The sequence below is a fragment of the Pseudomonas sp. Sample_10 genome, assembly GCF_004321495.1.
GTDB lineage: Bacteria > Pseudomonadota > Gammaproteobacteria > Pseudomonadales > Pseudomonadaceae > Aquipseudomonas.
In genome coordinates, this window is sequence record NZ_RCOE01000292.1 from 36,167 (window position 1) to 58,647 (window position 22,481).

Below are 22,481 nucleotides of genomic sequence, written 5' to 3' on the forward strand. Positions count from 1 at the left end.
AAGCCTGACAAAAAAAGGCACTGCCGGTAATCGACAGTGCCTTTTTTCGTACCGCCAGAATGCTTCAGCGCGACAACATGAAGGTGTCGTACTCGAGGTCTTCCAGCGCGGTGGACAATCGATGCAGCCCCAACAACACGCACACCAGCAGCGAGAGGGTGAAGCCGTAGCCAAAGAAGCTCGGGCCAAGGTGCATGCTCAGTAGCGTCAAACCGGCGTTCAACACGGCGAAGATCACGCACAGCTCCAGGACCACGGCGCGCTTGTCGAGGTAGAAGAACACGTTGAGCAACGCCATGAACACCACCTGGATGCTCACGCCGATAAGGTCAATGTAGAACAGCGGCAGGTAATAGCTGGAGATGCCCAGCCAATCCAGCAGACGCGGAGCAAACAGGAACAGCAGTACCACGGTCAGCCCCTGCACCTTGCAGATTTCCAGCAGGCCTTGGCGAATGGACAAGGTCATCTCGGTCTTCAGCGAACTGATGTGCTGCAGGGTCTCGCCTTCGCGGATAGCCCGGAACAGCCGGTCATACCACTCGGCAAAATCGGTTTCGATGCGCACCAGAAACACCGCCATCCCCGGAATGATCGCCAGGTAGGCGAGGAAGATCGGCAAGTCGTACAGGATTGACGCCCGCAGTGGACCTATCACGACGTTCGAGGTGCCGGGGTTGAACCAGAAGATGAATTTGTCGATCCAGATACCGAAGTTATAGAAAAACCCGGTCACCAGCAGGCTGACAAACACGTGGCGCCGGTCAAGAAAATCGAAGGCCACCAGTTTCTCGGCCCGGTATTCGCGCAGGATGTCGTAGAGAAACAGGAACAGCAACGTACTGTGCCCGATCAACAACGCCAACAGCAGGCCCGCTATGCCCAGAAAGCTCAGCAAATACGCACTGATGACCATCAGTGTGTAGCCCACCAGCATCACCAGCAGGATGCGGTTATAAGCTTTCATCCCCGAGAGGAAGATGATCACCATCCACAGATTGCACAGCACCACGAAGTTCGACAGCACCAGCAGCCGGTACATCAGCGGCTGGTCGAACAGCACGCTCAGCACGACGATACCCAGGACACCGGCACCGATGGTGACCATCAACAGCACGCCCACCAGGTTGGGCAGGATCTGGTCGTGCTTGTTCTCAAACAACCGGTCGGAAACGAACCGGGTGAAAAACAGCTGCAAGCCGCCCGTAATGATCAGCGAACTGGCCATCAGGTAGGTCACCGTCACCAAGAACTGCCCCACCAGCGTATTGGGCACGACACGGCTCAGGCTGATGATACCCACCAGCATCACGCTGATGATCGACAGCACCCAGGGACCGGAGCTGATCAGCCCGGCATAGACGTAGGCATGCAAGGTCGCGGTATAGGAATCGCGCGACAGGATCTTGCGAAGTTCGAAGCCAATCCCGGCCATTTAACTGTTCTCCATGGCGGCTTGATACAAGTCGCGATAACGCTGCAGCATCAAGGCTTCGGTGTAGTAACGATTGACCCGCAACAAGCCGCTGGCCTGAGCCGCCTGCCAGCGTTGCGGACTGCGCAGCAGTTCGAGGATGGCCACGCTGGTGGCCTGCGGGTCGGCAATGGCCACGACTTTGCCGGCCAGGCCCAGGTCGCGGTCCTCTGGACTGCCACCTTCGATCATTTCCCGGCACGAGCCCACGTCACTGCTGACCACCGGCGTACCGGCAGCCCAGGCTTCGAGAATCACCAGCGGTTGCGCCTCGCTGATCGAGGTCAGGACCATCAGCCCGAGCTGGGGCAGGATCTCCTGGATGCGCTGGAAGCCAAGGAAATGCACCTTGCCTTCCAGCCCCAGGCTGGCCATCAGGCTGCGGCATTCGCTGACGTATTCCGGGTCTTCCTCTTCCGGGCCGACGATCCAGCCTTCGGCCTCGGGCATGGCGCTGATCACGCCGCGCATGGCCCGCAGAAAGGTCTTTACGTCCTTGATCGGCACCACACGACCGATCAGCCCCACCACCGGGGCAATGCCGGGCGCACGGGATTGGAGGGCGGTGGTCCACTGAGGCAGGTCGATGCCGTTGGGAATGACCTGGGTACGGACCGGGTCGGCGCCGTCCTTGATTTGCCGCTGGCGGTTGCCGTCATACAGCGAAATGATGTTGTCGGCGCTGTTGTAGGTCAGTTGGCCGATACGCTCGAAAAAACGCACCCACAAGGTCCGGATATAGCCCGAGCCGGCATCAAGGCTGCGGTTGAGCGCCTGGCCGGAGCTCTCGGCGATCCAGCTGGCCTGGGCCAGGTCGATCTTGCGTTCCTTGGTGTAGATCCCATGCTCGCTGAGCAGGTAAGTGCAGTTCCAGCGCTGCTTGAGGATGCACCCCAACAACCCGGCGTAACCGGTGGAAATCGAATGCAGCACCCGCGCCCGCGGCATCCGGCGCGATGACTCGGCGAGCATCAGCAACGGTGACTGCATCGAACGCAGGGTCCAGAAATAGTTGATGAACGACGGGTCGGCGCAATGCAGGCGATAGCCTTCGCTCAACGCCTCCCAACTGGCACGGCTGCGCAGCACGTCGTCGAGGGTCAAGTGGCCTTGCGCGATACACTCGAGCAGGTTTTCGCCCAGTGCCGGCTCGGGCGCGTCCGGGTGATGCAGGAAGCGATACAGGTCTTCCAGTGTTTGCAGGTCGGCCTCGCGTGGCGTGCCCCGGGTATTTGTCGTATGGGTCGCGTCCTCGAGGAACACTTCCTCGATGTGCAGCACGTTCGACGGTACTTGATAGCGGCGTTCGGGATAGGCTGAACGTTGCCCGCCGATGAACATTACCGAGAACGTCAGCTCCGGCAGGCCGAGGATCATCTGGTGAATCCAGCTCGACACGCCGCCACGCACATAAGGCCAGGTACCTTCGAGCAGCAGGCAGATGTCGGCGATCGGCGCCTCTTCCTTGTGACTCATGTCCAGCTCCTCACCAGATCAGCGAAGGGGGGTCGCTGGCGGGTTTTCTCGGGAAGGCTTGCAAGCAACCCCGGAATTTCATGGTAGCGACCGGCCTCGAAAGCCAGTTCGGCGTGGAACGGCAGAATCTGCGCCGCGCCCATGCCGTTTTCCTGGGCCTGGGTCAGCAACACTTCGGCGCGCTCGATGTCGCCGCGTTCCAGGGCAATACGCCCGGCCAACAGAAACAGCTCACCGCCCTCACCCGCCTGCAGACCTTGTTCGGCATGTTCGCTGGCCTGGTTGAGGACGTGTTCGAGCACGCTGCCCTGCGCCAGCCCCAGGTACGCCAGCTCCCAATACCAACGCGCCAGGGTGCCATGCAGCACACCGGCGGCCTTGGTCGAGGCGCCGTGCAGTTGGCCGAGGGCAATCTGGATACGCAGGTTGATGTCGCTTTCCTGCTTGTCGAGCATTGAGTAGGCCAGCAGCCGCACATCGTCGCTCGGGTCGCCCAGTGCCAGTTTGAGAATCGGCACCGCTTCCTTGCCAGGCATGCGTTTGGTGGCCAGCAATGCAGCCAGACGTTGATCCGGATCCGGTGCATGACGCAAGACATCCTGCAAACCGCCATCGGCGAAGATCGGCGAATGCAATTGCATCTGCGCCCGATACGGCAGGCTCGGAATGCCCACCGCTTGCCAGGCCTGCTTGTCGCGTTTGCGTGGCAGGTACAGCGCCGGGAAGATCGCCGCGACCACGCCCACGGTCCCGAGCACCGGCACGAAGAACGCCAGGCTGAAAATGAACAGCGGGCTCCACGGCAGGGGCGAACGGTAACGCGCCGGCAACAGCAACCAGACCGCGCCACACAACAGCACGCTGGCCAAACCGTGAGTGAGGGTGAACACCAGCAATTGGTGCGCCTCGGGCGCGTCGACCCACAAACTGGCCCAACTGCCCGCCTCTAACAACAAGGCTCCGCTAAACAGCCACTTGCTGATCATTCAGACCACACTCGTTGAACAGGAAGTTACGCAGCCCGTTGTGATCATCAGGCTCCAGGTTGAACGGCATGACCCGCACGCCGAGGCTGTCCAAGTCACTTTCAATGCCGAAGTGTTCATGCACCAGCAGGTTGATACGCGACAGATAGCCCTCAGTGCCTTGCGGACTGGTCAACGGCAAGAGCACCAGCAGCAACTGGTGATCGCGGTTGTTGCGCAGCGGCAAGTGCAAATCCAGACCGCGCTGGCTGCGTTCCAGCAGGCGCGTCAGTTCTTCGTTGGAACGGGTCATTTCGAAGGCGAACAGTCCGGCAGACAACTGGTGCTGTTCGACGTCGACCAGTGAACGCTTGAGTTGCAGTGTGAAGTGCTGCGCGTCGGCATCGACCAATTGCAGCACTTGCACGTCACGCAACAGCAGGTCGGCGATGTGACCGGCCAACAGCGCCAGCAGGCTCAGCGTGCGATCCTGGAAGGCAAAGAACGGCATCTGTCGCACCGCCAGCACCGCCAGCAGACGCCCTTCGGCATCGATCAACGGAATGCAGGCCTGCAGCGACGAGAATTGCGCCGAGCCACCGGCATCGATCAATTCCTGACGTACGCTGACCAACTCACCGCGCTCCAGGCACAACTTGACCAGTCCGTCCTCGGTGTCCAGCGAGCCCATGACGCCGATGGTTGCCAGCGGCGCCGGCAACACTCGCTCACCGCGCTCGTCAACCCGATACAACCCGGCCACCCGCAGCGCGCCGTACTGTCCAAGCACGGCAACGATCGGGTCGGCCAATGCCGCCAGTGCATCACCATGTTCGGGCATCACCCGCAGTTTTTCGCGCAGGCCCAGCAGCGAGCTGCGCAAGCTCTGGTCGCTACCCGCCACGCGCTGTTCCAGGCGGTCATGGGAGACCCGCAAAATCTGATGCGCACGGGTGAACTCATCGAGACGGTACTGACGATAATCGTTGGCCATCTGCAGACGCTCCAGGCGTCGCTCCCACAGATCGCGCACCTCGCCCACCAGCATGCCGCATACCAGCACGCCGACTATCCACGACGGCTCAAGCTGCGCATAGCCGGCATGGCCGCTGTAGCGCAGGGCGAAAACGGCCAGAACCAACAAACCGGCGCTGAGCAGGCCGCGCACAAAACCGTAACGCACACCCAACAGCAGCGGCGCCAGAATCGGCCAGGGGAACCCGCCGTGCATCTGCATCGGGTCGTCCGGGGTCAACCAGAGGCCGAGGCCGATGACCAGGCCGGTTACCAGGAACGTTTCCAGCCAAGACACCGGGCCGCTGGCGCGAGGCGCCAGGCTGTAATCCATGTGTGGAGAATTCATTGCGATCACTCGAACGTAAGGGCGCCAACAAGTTTGTCGAGCACCTTTTGCGCGGTACCCGCGAGGCTTTCACGAGACCAACCGGCACGCGCGCCGCTTTTGCTCCAGAGCACCCGGCCGCTGTCGGCATCCAGCACGCGCAGGCTGATGCCCACCGCCGGTTCGCCGTCCAGGCCATTCTTGTACTGCCATTCTTCGACGCTACCGGCGACCACGTAATCGAGCTTCTGCTCACGCGCCCAATCCAGGGCACCGGCCAGACGCTCGTTATCGTCCATCAGCGCTTGCTCACCCTGAGTGCTGGCTGGGTAAACCCGTGGCTGCAAGCCATGGCTGCTGAGGACGCTGAGCAGGATTTGCTCGCTGCGTTCACCGGCCTGCGGCGTCTGCGAATAGTTGACCATCGGCACGATGCCCCACTGCGCAGTGCGCGGCAGGCTCGGGCTGCTTTCGTCGGTGAAACTGGCACAACCGGCGACGACCAGGACCGCCAGCGCCAGGCTCAGATTACGAATTGCTTGCATACGTTTTTCTCCCGTAGAAATTCCATGATCAGCGTCCGAAACGCACGCCGTAGCTCACACCCAGTGTTCCGCCGGCCTTGCCGTCCCCGCCTTGTGGCGCGGATTGGTAGCCGAAGGTCAGGGCCAGTTCGTCGTCACCCAGCACTTCAACGCCGATCCCGGTATTGATGCCGTAGTTGAATGTTTGATCGGTCCATTGCCAGCCTGCCGTCAGGTCAACCAGCCAGGTGTACTGCGGCCTGGTCCGCACCAGCGCGCCAGGTATGCCGCGACGCCAGGAGCTGCCGACATACAGTTGGCCATAGCGACTTTGCAGCAGGTCGCTGGCGGTGACGGTTTCGATATCCAGTGGATTGATCGGGTCGGGCAAACCGGTATCAGGGTCGAACGTCTGCACAGGCGCGGCTCTGATGACCGGGCCACCAAAGTTAGTCGACAGGTAATCCAGCGACTTATCCTTGACCCGATTCTTCTGGTAGTCGACACCGCTGCGCACGGTCCAGTTGGGACCGGCGAATTCCAGCGTGTGGTTGTACTCCATTTTCAGCGCATGGCCATCGCCCAGATCGTCACCGGCCCGGGTGGAAAACGACCGCTGCGCGACTTCCCAACTGACCTGATCGCGGGCTGTCAAACTATGGCGGCCACCCAGATACACGCGGTCCTGTTGGCCGAAGGCGCGCATCAAGCCGCTGTCTTCGTTCTTGCGATGCCAGTCGACGCCGGTTTCCAGTTCATCGCTCACACCCAGCTGCCAGGTCCGGGACAGGCCCAGGCCGTTGCGGTCGTCATCGCTGCGCTGGCTGGTATCGGCGAACAGTTTATAGCTGCCGTCCTCGACCGCACGTTGCAGGGTCAGGGCGGCGTTACGCTCCTCGCCGATGCGCGATGATTCGATTTCGTCACCACTGTAGTCGCCCTGCTCCAGCTCAAGATCGGCGTACCACTTATCGCCCAGGTTGTGCGCAATCTCCAGGCGTGGCGCGTTGAACTCCAGGCCGCCGAAGTCCTGTTCATGCCACGACAACTGCGCACCTTGCGGCGTGCGTTCGTGGATCTCCACAGCCTGGCGGCGCAGCTGTTCGCGCACCGCTTCCGGCTGCTCATCACCGAGCGCCGTCAGGCTGGTGTCGAGGGCTTCATTCAGCCGACCCAGACGACTGAGGGCCTGAGCGCGTTGCGCCGGGTTGAGGTCGCTGCTGGCCAACAACGTTTCGACCTGCGCCTTGTTGCGGCTGCGCAGAGCTTCCTGAATCTGCTCATAACGCTCGACCTTCAGGCCCTGACTGCGCGCCCAAGCCAGCCATTGGTCTTTTTGCGATTCCTGATTGGTCGCATCAAGACGCGCCAGCAAACGCTCAAACCACAGTTGCAACATCGCCGGCGAGCCGTCCTTCCATTTCAGGACTTCCTGCTGGGCCTTTTTCGGTGAATAGCTGCTGGCCATCAAACGCAACCAGGTGCCGTAGCGTTGAGACGACGGCTGCAGATTTTCGCCTTCGGGGCTGCGCAGCAGCTTCAAGCGCAGACGCTGGGCCGCATCCTTATAGCCGGCACTGTCCAGCGCATCGGCGTAGGCCGCTTGCACCAGCCAGTCCTGAGGACTGCTCTTGAGGTACATGCGATACCAGGCCAACGCTTCGCTGTCGCGGCCGAGCATCTGACTGGCGCTGGCGAATGGCAGCCACAGCAGACGGTCTTCGCGCGCCCGGGCTTTCCATTGGCTCAGCAAAGGCTTGAGTGCGACGGTGTTGCCCTGATCGACGTAGAGCCACATCAGGCGCTCGCGGAACAGGTTGTCGTCAGGGAACCGCGCGAGGCCTTCCTGATACAGGCGCAGCGCTTCGTCGGTCTGGCCCTTCTGCACTGCCAATGCACCGCGTACTGCCAACACTTGAGACTGGCCATAGGCATCAGGGTATTGCTCGGCGTCCTTGAGCAGCGACTCCACTTGCGGCCAGTCCTGCAATTCCTGGGCTTGCTGCAAGGCCTCGACCAAACGCTGCTGGTCGTGGCTGCGCTGCCAGCTGGCGACCATCAACTGCAGAGCGCGCTGTGGATTGCTGGTTCGATAAAGGGTGATCAACTGACTCTCGTCGCCGCTGTTGAGCGAGCCCTTGAGCGTCAACAGCTTCTCGAGCGACACCTGCAATTCATCGTCCCGTTCCAGGTCCCAGGCCAGCGAGGCCCGGGAGCGCCAGTAGTTCGGATCAGTGATGGTGCGGTTATCGACTTGCAACACTTGCCATGCCGACGTGTTATCGAACAACTTGAGATAGGTATCGACCCAATCGACGCGCTCGGTGGTGGTCAGCGCAAAACGTTTCGAGTAGTCCTTGTAAACGTTGGCCTTGGCTGCATATTGCCCGGTGTTTTCCAGGTTTTGCAGCAGGCGCGTCCAGGCCAGGCGATGCTTGGGGTACTTGCGCAAATACGTGCGCAGCCAGGCTTCAGCCTCTTTTGGCGTACCCCGCGATTCGTGACCGTAGATCAGCGCATCGAGTTCGATGTCGGTCAGCGCACGCTGCTCCATGATCTCGGCAAGCAACGGAATCGAGCGGTCGAAGTCGAACTGCTGGCTGGCCAGGCGCCAGGCGTGCTCACGGGTTTGCGCACTTTCGCGCAGCTTCAACAGACGAATCCAGTAACCGAGCGCCGCTTCGTTTTCACCCTGCCATTCGCCGAGGTGGGCCATCTGCTCAAGCAACTGCACATCTTCGGGATGTTCTTCGAGCAGTTGCTGGCCGCTTTCCCAGGCGCCCGGCAAATCGCCGAGGGCCAGACGCATGCTGAAATCCTTCTGCAGGATCTGCGGGTTGTCCGGTTGCAGGATGCGCCACTGTTGCAGGAAGCGCTGCGCCAGATCGAAGCGCTTGCTGGCGACGGCCACATCGACGCCCTGCTGGACCCAGGCCGAGTCGGTTTGCGGGTTGATCAGCGAGTCGATTTCATCTTCAAGCACCTGCGCAGCCTGGTCGCCCTGACCGGAAGCCAACAGGCTGTTGTAGGCCAACTGGGCGTACTCACGACGCTCGCCCGCCTGATCAGTATCCTTTCTCAACTGCAGATAGATTTCTGCGGCGCGCCCCGGTTGCTCGCCCGCCAGGTACCATTGCGCAGCGGACTTGAGCGCCGCGCTGCGCTGCTGCGGGTCGCGAGCAGCAATTTCTTCATAGACACTGGCGGCAAACGCCGGTGCCTGCAAGGTCAGTGCGAGCTTGGCCAGGTTCTGCAATTGCGGCAATGGCAGCATCCGGTGATCGAAGCTTTTCAGACGCTCGACCAAGGCCTGCTGGGTGATCAGGTCACTGTCCTTGGCCGCTTCCAGCGCATCCAGCTCGAGCCGGTAATACGCCTGCAATTGCAGGTTCGGCTTGGGCCAATTCTCCAGATGCTGGCGGGCCTTGGTGTAATCACCGAGGCGAATCAACAGGTCGACCAGTTGCAGACGCAGGTGATCGTCTTCCGGGTGAGCGGTCAGCAGCAGTTCGGCATAGTTGGCGGAAACCGCATCCGGCTCGCGGCCGTCAGGCTGGAATACTTCTTCACGCTGGAAGGTTGCCCACAGCAGACCGCCCACGGCAACCGCCACCACCGCCAGCGCCCACGGGTTGAGCAGGCGGCTGTTTTTGCTCGCTGAAGAATTAGTTGCAGAAGAGCTGACCATTACTCACCTGCTTCATTGGTAATTGAAAAGTCCACAGACCGGCCGATGCCTTGCCTGCAAAACGCTGTCCATCCACTTCGACCCGGCAGGCACTCGCCGACCGTACCGAGAAGGTCAGATCAAACTGCCCGGCAAACGAAAAACTCACGCGTTGATCATCCAGGTACTGCCAACTCAGCAGAGGCAAATTGGCTTCCTCCAATGCCGGGCGGCTGTCCCGATCAGGTCGCAGCACCAGCAGTGCCCGGTCGCTGCTCAGTGCCACATAGCGCCCTTGCGGTATGTCTCGAACACCGGCAATGCCTTGCGATCGCAGCAAATCCGGCCAGCCCATTTGCGGGTCCAGGCGCACGGTGCGCAATGCATCCATGCCGCGAATCTGCCAGTTGCCATCGGCGGTCCGCGCCAGGCTGGCCTGATACAAGCCGTGCAATCGATCGATGTAGTCGCTCATCCACAGCGACATCGGCTGCTGGTCGCGCATGTAGCCGTAGATCTCGTGCATGGCCTTGATCGAAGCCTGCTTGGTGCTTGAATAAAAGTGGTAGTAAAGGTGCAGGCCACGCAGGCGGCGCGGGCTGTCGGTCAGCTCGAAGGTGTCGATCACTTCGCGGAAACCGTAATACGGACCTTTCCACAGGTTGGTGTAGAGGTTCTCGTTGATGATCGGCGCGTAGTACTGCAAACCGCCCTCGGTAGGGCGCAGTAGCGGGTTCAACCCGGTCAGCGACGGATCGGCCTTGGTCATCATCGTTTCCGCGCCGTTGACGTTTTTCAGACCGGCATCGTAGGCAATCTTCAGCGTCGCTGCCGAAGGCAAGGCGTCACCTGGCCAGAACACCATTTTCACCGGTTTTTCCGGAGTGGTGAGCTGCTGGTTGATGTAGTCGCGGGAACCGACAACCTCGCGATAAAAATCAATTTTGTCGTAGCCCGCAATAGCCATGTTCAAACCATATTCCGGTTTGAAATTCTCACGTTTAGTGGCCTTTTCCGGCTGCATGAAAAACGGATGGCTGAAGGTGTGGGTGGCCACTTCGACTTTCGGATTGGCGAAGATCTCGCGGGCGATGGGCTCCAGTTCGCGTGCCAGGTGCGGGAACATGCCACGTGGCGAAATTTCACCCTCGACGATCGACACCGACGTCAGGAACGGGTTGGGCTTGATGTAGTCATCCAGCGTGTGACGGCCGGCATATGGCGTGCCACGCACTTCGGCGCGGGAGGGAAAGCCATCGCCGTCGATGTGTACGGTGGCGATTCGACGGCCGTTTTCTGTGGTGGTGTCCGGCCGTGGTTGCTCAGGCAGACGCAGGCTTGCCTTGAGGAAGGCGAAGGGGTCGAGAATCCAGCGACTGCGCTCGTTGTTCACCTCAAGAATGTAAGGTGCCAACGCCAGACCGCCCCAATCGCCAATGACGACCGGGTCGAAGGTTTGCCCTGCAGCATTGCTCAGCGAAAGTGCCGGTGTCGGCCCCTTGGGCAATACCGAGACCGCCGTCAGGTCACGGGATCGGGGCTGCACCGGTGCTTCAAAAGCGCCGAGCAGCGCCTTGTCTTGATGAGTCACTGTCAGTGCTTGGGTACCCGGCGGGGCTTCTCGCTTCAGGCCCATGCGCTTGAGCAGAACCTGGTCTTCAACCGGCAGGCCGGAGAAAAAAACCACCGGTACCTGCTCGTCCAGACGTGCGCTGATGAAACGGTTGAATGCCGGAGCATCTTGCGGCGAACCGCTGGTCATCCATGTAATCACCCCGGCATACAAGCCACTGAAGCGATAATCCGGCATGGAGCTGCTGGCAGGCAGGTAGTCAACGCGATAACCCAGGTATTCGAGCAGCCCGCCCAGATAGGTGTGACCGGCGTTGTTGGCCAGGTCACCTTCGCGCGGGTCGTAAACCAACGCGACACGCCGCGGCTGCACTTCGATGTTGCTGATGCCCATCGAATTCAGTTCCGGGGTGCTGATGAAAGGAATGAAACCTTCATCGCGCAAACGCTTGGCCAGCTTGCGGGCCTCTTCGCGTCGTTCCGGTGGCAAATAGTCGATCGCCACCAGTGGAATGCCTTTGGCACGCAACGGTTGCAGCTGGCCCAGCAGCCATTGGCGGTCCGCCTCCGGCACTGGACGGTATCGTTTGGCGGATGCGTCCCAACCAGCATAGAGCGACTCGAAAGCTACCGCTGCAGCCACGCCGTCAAGCTCCGGCAGCACTTCAAAGCCACGATTGAAAAACAGCTTCAGCTTTGGCTGCTGCTTGTGCAGTTCCCGCAGAAAACTGGCAAGGCCGGCACGCTGGGCTTCACGTGATGCCTCTGGCAGCAGAGTGAAACTGTCGAGGGTATCGAGAAAAAGTCCGCCATAGCCCTGGGCTTGCAGCTGCCTGGCACGGCCGAGCAAATGTTCGCGCCAGGCCGGTGCCGTGAGGTCCATGACCTGGCTGTTCCACGAGTCGTTTCGCACCGGAGAGACAGCCTTGTCCAGGCCAGCCTTGGAGATATCCGCTTTTGAACCGTCGAACTCGCCCACAGACATATAGGCAAACGGTTCGCTGCCCAGCTTGCGCAACGTTTTGACATCGTTCGCCGTCATGTGCCCGGGTTCGACGACAGCCCAGTCAAACTGCGCCAGCTCAGAGATCGGCGGCTCGTCGGCATACCAGAAAGTCACGCTTGAGGGAGGCGTCAATACCGCGGCTTGCACGGCGGGGCCACTCACACACAGCGCCAGAGCGGCTAACAGTCGCTTGGCGACCGAGCGGACACGCGTCCTGCGAAAAACGATTTCCATAACTCACTCTTGAAATGACGGATCAGTACTGCTTGAACTTCGGGCAGCTTAAGCCGACCGAGTTACAAACTGCGGATGAGTTGCGCTAGACCGTTGCCGATGGAAGTCGGTTCCGGAAGATCAAAGCGCTCGAGCAGGCGAGCATTATTGGCGCGCGAATGGCGAATGTCGCCTTGACGTGGCGCCTGTTTGTTTACCGTCAAAGGATTGCCGGTGGCAACCCCCAGTTCAGCGATCAAATCATTGAGGCTGGTGGAGCGGCTGAGGCCAATGTTCACCGCTCCAGGACGCGGCTCACTGGTCTCCACGGCTTGCAGCAGGATGCTCACCAGGTCCAGGACATAGACGAAGTCGCGGGTCTGCTCACCGTCACCGAAAATCGACACCGGCAGTTGCTTCAACGCCCGTTCGGTGAAAATGCTGATCACACCGGAGTACGGCGAGGACGGATCCTGGCGCGGGCCAAAGATGTTGAAGAAGCGCAGGATCACCGGCTCCAGGCCGTGCTCACGGCGATAGAAATCCAGGTAATGCTCGCTGGACAACTTGTCGCTGGCATAGGGTGTGAGTGGCGATTTTGGCGTGTCTTCGTCGATCGCCGAACCTTCGCCGTTGTTGCCGTAAATGGCAGCACTGGAGGCGAACACGACGCGCTTGATACCAGCCTTCAACATGCTTTCACAAACGTTGAGCGTGCCGACGAAATTGCTTTGGTGTGTACCGACCGGATCATCCACCGACGCTTGCACCGAAGCCACCGCCGCCAAATGAACGACGGCACTGCAATCGCGCATCGCTTGGGCCACTGCGGCACTGTCTGCGACATCGCCAACCACCAGGTTCAGGTTGGCATTGTCCATCGGCAGGTTACTGACTTTGCCGGTCGACAAGTTATCCAGCACTCGAACCTTGTAACCCTTGGCCAGCAACGCTTCTACAAGGTGCGATCCAATGAATCCCGCTCCGCCAGTAACCAGTACGCGCTCAACGAACATGAAATTTCTTCCTGAAGATTCAAGCGGACGCTCCTTTTTGAAGCCCGCTGACGGTGTAGGCATTTGTATCGTACTGCGGTTGCGAACCATGGGGAACTGCCCAGTCACCACCGACATTTTTATGGCGCAAGGCCATCAAAACGCGGCAGATAATGGGAGATCCCACGGACACTGTCAATAGCTTGTCTACTTTGCCGCCGTACGGCAAATAAAAGCGCGATTCCGTCATTTTATTGACGACACAAATCGGATCCATTCGGACAAACGTACCCACCCGCTCGTGCGAATCAGCCAAACGTCACAGCAAACGGTGCCGCAGCCTGTTCAATGGCACCGACGACATGTGTTGCCTGTTCTCGATACTGAGGATAACGCGCAATCACCACCTCAACAGCGGCGAGCATTCTCTGAATGCGCTCCCTCGGCTTTTCGATTTCGCAGTTTTGTGCAAACTCAACAAAAATACAGGCGCCTAAAGCGCAGAATGATTATTTTGCGAAAAGCCCTTCTACACTCAATCGGCAAAGCCACTCTCCCCCGCCGAACGAGCCCACATGAGCCTCCTCAAAGACCGTTTCAAACAAGGCAGAGATGCGCGCAAGAAATGCCCCCGCAGTGCCCACGCGACGTCGGGCAAAGCCAAGCGCGATCCGATTCCGCTGATCAAGGCATCGAGTGAGGGGCGGATCAAGTCGCTGGTCGAGTTGCGTTACGGGCGCATGCTGGAGTCGCCGTTCACCTTTTACCGTGGCAACGCGCTGTTGCAGGCGCATGACCTGGCAGACACGCCTGATATGGGATTGGTCTCGCCGATCTGTGGTGATAGTCACCTGATGAACTTCGGTGGTTTCGCCACACCCGAACGCAACCTGCTGTTCAGCGTCAATGACTTTGATGAAGTTCATCCAGGGCCATGGGAGTGGGATGTAAAGCGTCTGGCCACAAGTTTTGTGGTGGCCGCCCGCGACTTGCGCCACGGCAAATCGGTCGAAGATTCGATCTGTCATGAGCTGCTGGGGGCCTATCAGGAGACCATGCTCGAGTGCGCCGAACAAAGCACCCTGGAGACCTGGTACGAGGCCATCACCTACGGCGATTTGCGTGAACAGGCGAGCAAAAACACCCTGGAACACGTGCAACGTGCCATCGACAAAGCCGAACATCGTACCCATGCCGAACTGCTGCCGAAAATCAGCGAACGCGATAACCACAGTCGCCTGATCATTCGCGATGATTTGCCGGAAATCTTTCACCTGCACAACAACACCACGTTGCTGGATGCCGACGATGACTGGTTGCGACTGTCTGACTGGCGACCGTTGTTCGACACGTTCATGCGCGACTACCGCGGCACGCTGCAAGCCGACCGCCGTGAATTGTTGTCACGCTTCACCGCTCAAGACATGACGTTCAAAGTGGTGGGTGTCGGCAGTGTCGGCACCCGTTGCATGGTGGCGCTGTTGACCGACGAACAGCAATTCCCGCTGTTCCTGCAATTCAAGGAAGCACGCCGTTCCGTCCTCGCCGATTACGTGAGAGCCAAGTCGCGGGTCCGCCATGAGGGGCAGCGCGTGGTCGACGGTCAGCGCTTGATGCAATCGGCCAGCGATCTGTTCCTTGGCTGGACCACCGGCCCCAGCGGTCGTCACTTTTACGTGCGTCAGTTACGCGACATGAAGGTTTCGGCCGAACTCGAAACGTTTGATGCAGAGGCTTTCGCAGCCTACGGTCGACTTTGCGGTCGCGCCCTGGCCCGCGCCCATGCCAAATCGTCCGGATACGCCGCGCAGATCAGCGGCTACATCGGCAAGGGCGAGGCGCTGGCCGATGCGCTTTACAAATATGCCCAAGGCTATACCGAACAGAACGAGCGCGACTTCGAGGTTTTCCAGCAGGCCTGTCGCAAGGGTCGTTTGCATGCGCGATCGGAAGCCGATTTTGCGGCGGATCATTTGCCCTGACCGTCCAGAGATGTCTGGCCCGTGGCGTTCCTCCAGATGAACTTTTCTTCACCCCGCCTCGAAGCCACAACCTGTACATTGGCCTCGCTCATTCAAGAAACTACGGTTTGCCCGCCCTCCCGCGGGCTTTTTTTTTGTTTGATCAAATGCAGCTGGCGGCGCCTGACAATCCTGATTCATCACAGTGGCTTCGACCTAACTTACCCGCACATTCCGAGCATTACTCGCGACGCCATGACAACCGCAGGCCAGTCGATGGCCCTGCAATACGACCGGAATGCCGTTCATACGCCGGCGCGGATGCCCTTCGACGAAGGCAAACTCGCCCAGATGCAGCGGACACTTGGCCTTATCGCCCAACACCGCCGGAGTTTTTCCATTGAAGGTATGCGTGCCTTCAAGCTGGCAGGAAACCACGGTGCCGCCGCTGCTGGTGGCATCGCCTAGGCAGATGGGATGGCTCATGTTCTGGGTACGCCGCCGTTAGGGGAACCGAACTTGAACGGGTCGGTACCACGGTTCTCGCGGTTCTTTTCTTTGCGCGCTTCGTCCGGCGGGTGGATCATTTGCACGGTCAGGCTGCCGTCCTGACCGGCGTAGACCACCGCGCTGCTTCCGCCGTCCAGGTAACTGGCGATGGTCGCCAGGTTGATTTGCACCAGCGCCCCACTGACCCCGGTATTGCCCAGGCGCCGCCCGATGTCGTAACCCTCGTCGACATTGCCCAACTCGATACCGTGGCCGTCGGTATTCAGGCCATGCAAGGCAATGGTCAGGGCAATTTCAGCGTCGCGGTTGTCGGTCGTGTCGTAGAACACCCGGACCGGTTTCTGCCCTTCAGGCAACGTATCCAAGGCTTGCAGCCAGCCTGCCTGCAGGGCTTTGGCCTGCAACGCCGGTTTGAGCCGCTTGCCGTGTTCATCCTGCATCGAAACCTTAATTGGTCGGTGCAGATAACCCAGCACCGGCGCGGCGTCGAATTCTTTGACCTGGTGCTGGGCCCAGCGGATGGGTAGCCAGGGCGAGGGTTGGAATTCTCCCGGCCCGCGGTTGCTGATGGTTTGCCAGAGGGTGGGGAGTTGGGATTGCCAGTAGGCGGTGGACATGGTGCCGGGGGCTAAAGGATCTTGAGCGCCTTTGGCACGCTCCGCCTCTTCGTACACATCTAAAAACTCTCGGGATTGCTTCCAGTAAAACGCCCACAGCTTGCCCAAATCAGTGTCTTTGTTCTGGTTGTCCTCACGTTCATGGGTGGCATAACGACGGATATATCGATCCACCCGATCTGAGCGGGTGACCAACAGCCCGGCCATGCTTTCGTAGACGGTGGGGACAATATGGCCATTCTGCAATCCCGGAGTGCCTGGTACGCGCAAACCGTTTCGCGTGACATCACCGTCCTCACTCACGATCAAGGCTTGGGGCACTTGGGGATTGTCATCAAAGAACCGGAACAGTCGCTCGATCATGCCCTGGGCATGGGTCGTATTCTCCGCGTCCTGCCACAAAAACAGCGTGACACCAAGCGTGGCGGCATTGCGCCCGCTGAGTATATTGCTTGCGGCCCCAGTATCTGAGGGTTGCTTGGGCGGTGCGATGGAAAATACCGGGATTGGCCAGTACGCCACTGACTCGCCTGCCGAATGTTTGAATGAAACACGGATTTTGATATCTCTACTGATCTCTCTGAAGTCCAGTGAGTCCGTGTAGTCCTTGGGGTCTCGTGAGTAAATAGAAGCAAAGTTGTCGTTTTTCTTTTTAATGGATTGCCAGATTTCAGATTGATGATCCTGATAAATTCCGAGCCCCACCCCTCGTATTTCCAGGGCATAAGTCCGCGCTTGGGTGGCCTGCCGCTCGGCGATTTGTTTCATGACGTCGGCTTTGTAGGCGGCAAGCCCCGCCCGTTCACTGGCCACGGCTTTACCCCACCAGTGAACGCTGAAAACCAGCAGTAACGGACCTAAAATTGCAGCGATGCCCCAACGCATTACCGGGTTCATGTCACGAAGTTCCATGTTAAGTTCCTGTGCCTTGATTTGGACAAGCCAGACGAAGCCGAGCCAAAGGATCAACAATATTCCAGCGATCCAGAGGTACGGCTTGACCCTTGGCAACGTTCGGGATCGGCGTTGAAGGCTGCTCACAAGGCACCTCCTTTTTTAGAAACACCGGCAAGCAGTGCGGGTGGCGACAACGGAACCAACGCGGAGGATGGAAATACGCCGAACTGGTAATACAGGTAACTGGATTTCACCAGCGCCTGTGTATCAGCGCTGAGTCGCGTCCAACCTGGCAAGAGCCTGGTGCGCTCGAACTGTTTTTCATCCATCTTCCAATCCGCAATCGCCACCAACACCTCACGCATCTCCGGGTCGTCAAGGCAGTGGGCCTGGCCAATGGCAATGTCCATCGCCGTCACCCATCGCTGGTTTTCCGGGCTGCGCAGGATCGCCGAGTGGTAGGAGTTGGTCCCCCAGGTCTCCTGGTCGTGTTCCATGCGTGCGCGAGCCTCGCGCGGGGTTTCTTCACGCTCGTGAAAAGAACTGGTGCGAGTGCGGGCCGCGCCTTTGCGTACGGCGCGCGTGTGGTCTTCCGGGTCTTCGGACAACCCGTTAAAGCGCGCCAGCGCCTCCTGCTGCGTGGTGTTGGGCGCGTCATATTCGACGGGCATTCTGATCCACAAGAAGGTCGCGGCGTCTTTGCCCAGGGCGATGCTTTTGGCCACCTCATCGGGTTTGTCCATGCCGGCAGTGGTCGGGCTGCCGGTTATCGCTTCGCCGACAAACATCTGCGGCGCATGGGGCGGGGTCAGGGCCTCGGCATTGATCAGGCGTTCCTGCCCCTTGGCAATCGGCGCTTGCGAGGCCACTCCGGTGACAAAGGAGGCACCCGGATAGCGGTGCTCGCCCGGCGCGCGGATGAACTCGGGTTGCGGTGGTTTGCCCACCAGCACCGGTTCGCCGTCGCGATGGCGTTTGGTCCACAGTCGTTGATAAAAGCCCAGAGACTGCAGCGCCATCATCGCCGGTCGCCCGTCGGGTGTGGCATCCGGCACACCGTAGGTGCCGATGCCTTGCACATCATCCAGCGCCACGGTGGTGTCGTCGGGGCAAAAATACACGTACACCTTGCCGCGATTGTCGCGCTCGGGAAAAACCGTGTGGTTGCCGACCTTGTCCGGCCGGCTACCTTGCGTTGGCGACCAGCGCGGGCCGCTGCGCCCGCCATAGGTTTTGCTGTCACGGAGCGCGCAGAGCGGAGGCTGGGCATGAGGGGTTTGCGTCACCGCGCTGACGATACGGATCAGCGTGGCGAGAGTGTCATGGTCTTTGGGGGTGACCTTGGGCAGCACGCTGTAAGGCGAGTCCACGAGAATCAGGGTGTCGGCGCAGCGCTGGCCCTTGTCCACCAACAAGGCCTGGGCCAGCAGCGCAATCAATGTGCCCTGGCTGTGGCCCATGATGCTGATGGTTTCATCAGGTGATACCCGGCGAATTTCCCTGATCAGCATCGCCAATCGGTGCGCGGCGAACACGAAGTAATGCCGCAGCGGTGCGTTGGCGAACAGCAGATAATTGTTCGGGCTCGCTCGTTCGACGGTGGCGGTTTTCCAGTTGGGCTTGAACCCTTCACCATACATTTCCTGCAGATTGTTGGTGGCATTGACAAAAAAACCACCGGCCTTGGCAAAGTGGCGATCCAGGCGATTGCCGTGGATATCCTGAAACTGGTTGCGCATGCGCAGTGGATCACCGGCGTCATCGCGTTTGACGTGTTCCGGTGCGGCGCGATAGCCCCAGTAGAACGGGATCATCAGGCTGCGGGTTTTGGGGGCGGTAGTGTCTCGGCGATAAAGATAGGTATCAGGATCATCGAGAATGGCTTTCTGATCATTGCTCACCGCTTCAGGCGGCAGGTCTTGGGCTGCACCGTAAGCCGCCCCATACCGCCCCGCCTTCAAATCCGGCCGATCCAGCCGCTCGTTGACCCCCTGGCACAACCCGGTTTCCACCGACTCATAGGACGCGCCTGGGTCATTCACCCCATGCAGGAAAATCACCACCCCCGGCAAGTCCGCGGGCACTTCCATTTTGAGTGGGGTGTGGCAGTTGGGCCGCAGGCGGGTGGTCAGTTGCGCCACGCAATACATGTCTTCGCGGCTCATTGGCTGTCTCCTTTCAGGCCTTTGTCACGCAACGCCGCCGCTTGCGCCTGATGCATCTGCTCGCGCTCCAGTTGCTCGGTCAGTCCGCTTGAATCCGTCAGACCTTGCACCGTACTGCCATCCTCCAGTTTGATTTGGTAAGCATGCTCGACCGCCAGTCGAGCGCTGCCGTCGTCGTGGCCGGGGTAGTGAAAGGCCAGACGTTGAGCGGCGGGGTCACGACCAAACGTAGGCACCGAAGCACTGTCGGTTTTCGGCCCCACCCAGTCATGCTCGCCGGCATGCACAATCGCCTTGCCCTGCGTACCGATCTCGACGCCGCCACCGATCCTGATGTAGCTGCCGTCATCGGCCACCAGGCGGATGGTGGGGGCGGTGATGAGCACTTCGCCTTCGGCCGCCGACAGGTGCAGGTTCTTTTGCGCGTTGAGCACCATGTCGTCGTCCTGGGCCTGCACCAGCACCTTGCCGCGATTGGCGATGGCGCTGATGCCCTCGTCCTGGGCGAAGGCGCTGATGCCTTTGCCGGCTTGCAGGCGCATGGCCGCGCCGCTGCTCAGCTGCAAATGGTCCTGGGCGGTGGTGTCGTGGTTTTCACCGGCGTAGTGCACCTGCGAACGCGGCGTGGCACTGGCAATGCCGGCTTCAGCTGCTATCGCGACCACCGGCTCGCCCGGACTGTTGCTGGTCGGTTCAGGCCATTGACTCAACGACTGGCGCAACGCCTCGATGCCCTGGGTGTCGATCTTCGGGCTGCCACGGGCAGCGGCGGTCTGGCCGAGGGCCTGGAACAGTTCGCCGCACTCGGCCAACAGCTTGAGCAGTTCTTCGCGGTCCAGTTGTGAGCCCTGCGCATCGTGGCGAGCGTAGGTGGTCAACAACAGCCCTTGGGCCGCCCGCAGGGCAATCGCGGCATCGCTGCGCAGTTCGGCGCCCTGGCCGCGTGGCTGGGCCTTGCCGTCGGTGCGCGGGGTGACGAGCTTGCCCAGGTTCAGCGCGGTGGCCTGATGGGTCGTGCCCAGTCGGGCGCGTAGCGCACCGGGTGTATCGTCGAAGAGCAATTCGTTGAAGCCCTTGCCCTGGTGTTCCCGGGTCTGGATCCCGGATAAGGTTCGATTGCCCGGCAACCCCGTGGCGTTACTGAAGTGCGGCGGAAAATGGTCGGCGTTGTAGAGCACCGACGTCACCAGCGGCCGGTCGATGTCGCCGCCGAGGAACGTCACCAGCACTTCCTGACCGATGCGCGGCAAAAACTGGTGGCCGAAGCCGGCGCCGCCACTGGGCATGGCAACCCTTAGCCAGGTGGTGCCTTGTGCGGCATCCTGTCGACGCTGCCAATGAAAGCGAACCTGCACACGCGCCAGCTCGTCGGTGAAAACCTCCTCACCTTCCGGACCCACGACAATGGCAGTGAGCGGCCCGGAAATCGTCGGTCGCGGGGTAATGATCGGTGGGCGAAAGGCAATCTTGTGGCGGATGCAGACGAAACGGTTGTCGTAGTTCGCCGGTTGATCCGTCAGATAGTTGTTGCGGCCTTGGTGCTCCACCTTGAGCAGGAGGAACTGGCGATCATCCACGGGATCAGCATCGTGATCGAAGTGCTGGGTCAGTTCGAAGGTGTAACCCGGCAGCAGGGCGCGACAGTTGCTGGCGCCCTCAAACGTCTTGCCTTGCACTTCCATGGCTTCGAGTCGATGACGCACCAGCGCTTCGCCCTCTGCGGGCATACCGTGGCTGTAATGACCGGGAAAGTCGTAGATTTCATAGGCAGGCACATCGCCCTGGGCGTTGAGGCTGGGCATGCTGACCGGCAGCGGATTGCGCGGTTGCCGGTAGTCGAAGGTCTGGATGGCCATCTGGCCGGACTGCAAGACCCGCTGGCTGCTCCATCGGGTGATCGAGTCGGCGGTCTCGGTGACCGCCGCGCTGTGGTAGCGGATCCGCGGTTGTTGTATTAACGGCTCAAGGTTGCGGGAGTGGTCGGTGATGATCAGGCAGTGTTCTTCCTTCGTGTGAGCGAAGTAGAAGAACAGCCCTTCACGTTCCAGCAGGCGCAAGACGAAATCCAGATCGCTCTCGCGGTATTGGGTGATGTAGCTGTGGGACTTGAGCGGCTGCTCCAGACGGAACTCGAACCTGGGCAGCACGCCATAGTGGGCGAACAGCGTGCGCAGGATGTCTTCGATGCTCTGCTCTTGAAAGATCCGCGAGTCGACGCGTCGGGACAGCATCCACAGCCAGGGGCTCAAGGTGGCCGAATAGCAAGCCAGGCCGCCGTCACTGTTCTGCAGGCTGAATCGACTGATGTAGCCGTGAATGTAACGCGCCTCGCCGGTCGCCAATTCAATGTCGAGCAGTGCGGGTTGCCCGATCAATGACTTGAGTTCCAGACGGGCATCCTGACTGAGCAGCGACAACTCGAAACTGAATAACGTCGATAAACTCTCAGTACCGGAAAAGCTTTCGAGCAGCAGTTCTTGCTGGCCCGCCACCGGGGATGTGAACCTGATGAGACGCCGGTTCTGTGGCGAGAATATTTTTGTCAGTTCCATTAACAAGCTTCCTGCGTCCTGAACAACCGGTGTTCGCCAACCGTAGCGCTCCTGCTACTGGCGAACCCCAAACACGGGAATTAAGAGGCTTTCGAAATAGTTTGTATGTAAGACGCTTCCTTTTTTACGAATTCTGAACGACGGATGTGAACGCGAAGGCTATGCCAAGGCGTATCTGAACATTGAGGGACGATGGCAGGATCACGCCTCGGGTGACGCGTCCTACAGACGCTCAGAATGAGCTGAAAAATCCCACAGGTTTTTCAGGTTGGCGGTCGGAAGTGGGCTCTCTAGTCTTTTGTTGTCGCTGAAAAAGTCAGTGATCGGGTGTGAGATCCCCGGCAATAAGTATGCATCTAGAGTCAGTCCCTCCATAATTGGCGCCAGCTTATCTGCTGCCAGTAAAACGTTATGGCGGCTGTGTGCGGGCAGACTTCGGTCTGGCCGGGTGCCTACTACCGGTGATCTCACTCTGCACATAGCTGCCACCTCTTCGCCGCTTGAGATCCGGCGAGTGATGGCTCCAATTCCAGTAGGAGTTTTCA

Annotated in this window: 13 protein-coding genes; 1 reads left to right on the forward strand and 12 read right to left on the reverse strand. The window is 60.0% G+C overall.

Annotated features, from left to right (window positions below; genetic code table 11):
* Positions 1 to 64: 64 nt before the first annotated feature.
* The 8 genes from pelG to D8U18_RS27810 form a co-directional block, all read right to left on the reverse strand.
* Entirely contained in the window at positions 65 to 1,435 is a 1,371-nt protein-coding gene (gene pelG / locus D8U18_RS27775; protein WP_056854942.1) for an exopolysaccharide Pel transporter PelG, read from the reverse strand.
* A complete protein-coding gene (gene pelF / locus D8U18_RS27780) occupies positions 1,436 to 2,950 on the reverse strand; it encodes a GT4 family glycosyltransferase PelF (RefSeq protein WP_056854941.1) in 1,515 nt (504 codons plus the stop codon).
* Positions 2,947 to 3,936, reverse strand: coding sequence for a HEAT repeat domain-containing protein (locus tag D8U18_RS27785; RefSeq protein WP_056854940.1), 990 nt, complete (start codon positions 3,934 to 3,936; stop codon positions 2,947 to 2,949). Before D8U18_RS27785 ends, pelF begins: the two co-directional genes overlap by 4 nt.
* The gene (locus tag D8U18_RS27790; protein WP_056854939.1) at positions 3,914 to 5,278 is read right to left on the reverse strand and encodes a PelD GGDEF domain-containing protein; all 1,365 of its coding nucleotides are present in this window, start codon (positions 5,276 to 5,278) and stop codon (positions 3,914 to 3,916) included. The genes D8U18_RS27785 and D8U18_RS27790 overlap by 23 nt, the downstream gene beginning before the upstream one ends.
* Positions 5,279 to 5,283: 5 nt before the next feature.
* Positions 5,284 to 5,802, reverse strand: coding sequence for a hypothetical protein (locus tag D8U18_RS27795; protein WP_056854938.1), 519 nt, complete (start codon positions 5,800 to 5,802; stop codon positions 5,284 to 5,286).
* A 28-nt stretch (positions 5,803 to 5,830) separates the two neighbouring features.
* Entirely contained in the window at positions 5,831 to 9,469 is a 3,639-nt protein-coding gene (locus tag D8U18_RS27800) for a tetratricopeptide repeat protein (protein WP_131109177.1), read from the reverse strand.
* Positions 9,447 to 12,260 (reverse strand): bifunctional glycoside hydrolase 114/ polysaccharide deacetylase family protein, encoded by a 2,814-nt coding sequence (locus tag D8U18_RS27805; RefSeq protein ID WP_130907450.1) that lies wholly within the window; start codon positions 12,258 to 12,260, stop codon positions 9,447 to 9,449. The genes D8U18_RS27800 and D8U18_RS27805 overlap by 23 nt, the downstream gene beginning before the upstream one ends.
* Positions 12,261 to 12,322: 62 nt before the next feature.
* Positions 12,323 to 13,255, reverse strand: coding sequence for an NAD-dependent epimerase/dehydratase family protein (locus tag D8U18_RS27810; protein WP_056854935.1), 933 nt, complete (start codon positions 13,253 to 13,255; stop codon positions 12,323 to 12,325).
* A 554-nt stretch (positions 13,256 to 13,809) separates the two neighbouring features.
* Between D8U18_RS27810 and D8U18_RS27815 the strand changes: the two genes are divergently transcribed.
* The gene (locus D8U18_RS27815; RefSeq protein ID WP_131109179.1) at positions 13,810 to 15,216 is read left to right on the forward strand and encodes a DUF2252 domain-containing protein; all 1,407 of its coding nucleotides are present in this window, start codon (positions 13,810 to 13,812) and stop codon (positions 15,214 to 15,216) included.
* Positions 15,217 to 15,411: 195 nt separating this feature from the next.
* Here D8U18_RS27815 and D8U18_RS27820 read toward each other — a convergent pair whose 3' ends face one another.
* The 4 genes from D8U18_RS27820 to tssI all read right to left on the reverse strand — a co-directional run bounded on the left by D8U18_RS27820 (position 15,412) and on the right by tssI (position 21,942).
* Positions 15,412 to 15,681 (reverse strand): PAAR domain-containing protein, encoded by a 270-nt coding sequence (locus tag D8U18_RS27820; RefSeq protein ID WP_131109180.1) that lies wholly within the window; start codon positions 15,679 to 15,681, stop codon positions 15,412 to 15,414.
* Positions 15,678 to 17,234, reverse strand: a complete 1,557-nt coding sequence (locus tag D8U18_RS27825; protein ID WP_241664361.1) for a DUF2875 family protein — start codon at positions 17,232 to 17,234, stop codon at positions 15,678 to 15,680. The genes D8U18_RS27820 and D8U18_RS27825 overlap by 4 nt, the downstream gene beginning before the upstream one ends.
* Before the next feature lie 125 nt (positions 17,235 to 17,359).
* On the reverse strand, positions 17,360 to 19,384 hold the full coding sequence (locus tag D8U18_RS27830) for a DUF3274 domain-containing protein (RefSeq protein ID WP_131109184.1): 2,025 nt from the start codon (positions 19,382 to 19,384) through the stop codon (positions 17,360 to 17,362).
* Complete coding sequence (gene tssI / locus D8U18_RS27835) at positions 19,381 to 21,942, reverse strand: type VI secretion system Vgr family protein (protein WP_131109185.1); 2,562 nt, start codon at positions 21,940 to 21,942, stop codon at positions 19,381 to 19,383. The genes D8U18_RS27830 and tssI overlap by 4 nt, the downstream gene beginning before the upstream one ends.
* Between the last annotated feature and the right edge of the window lie 539 nt (positions 21,943 to 22,481).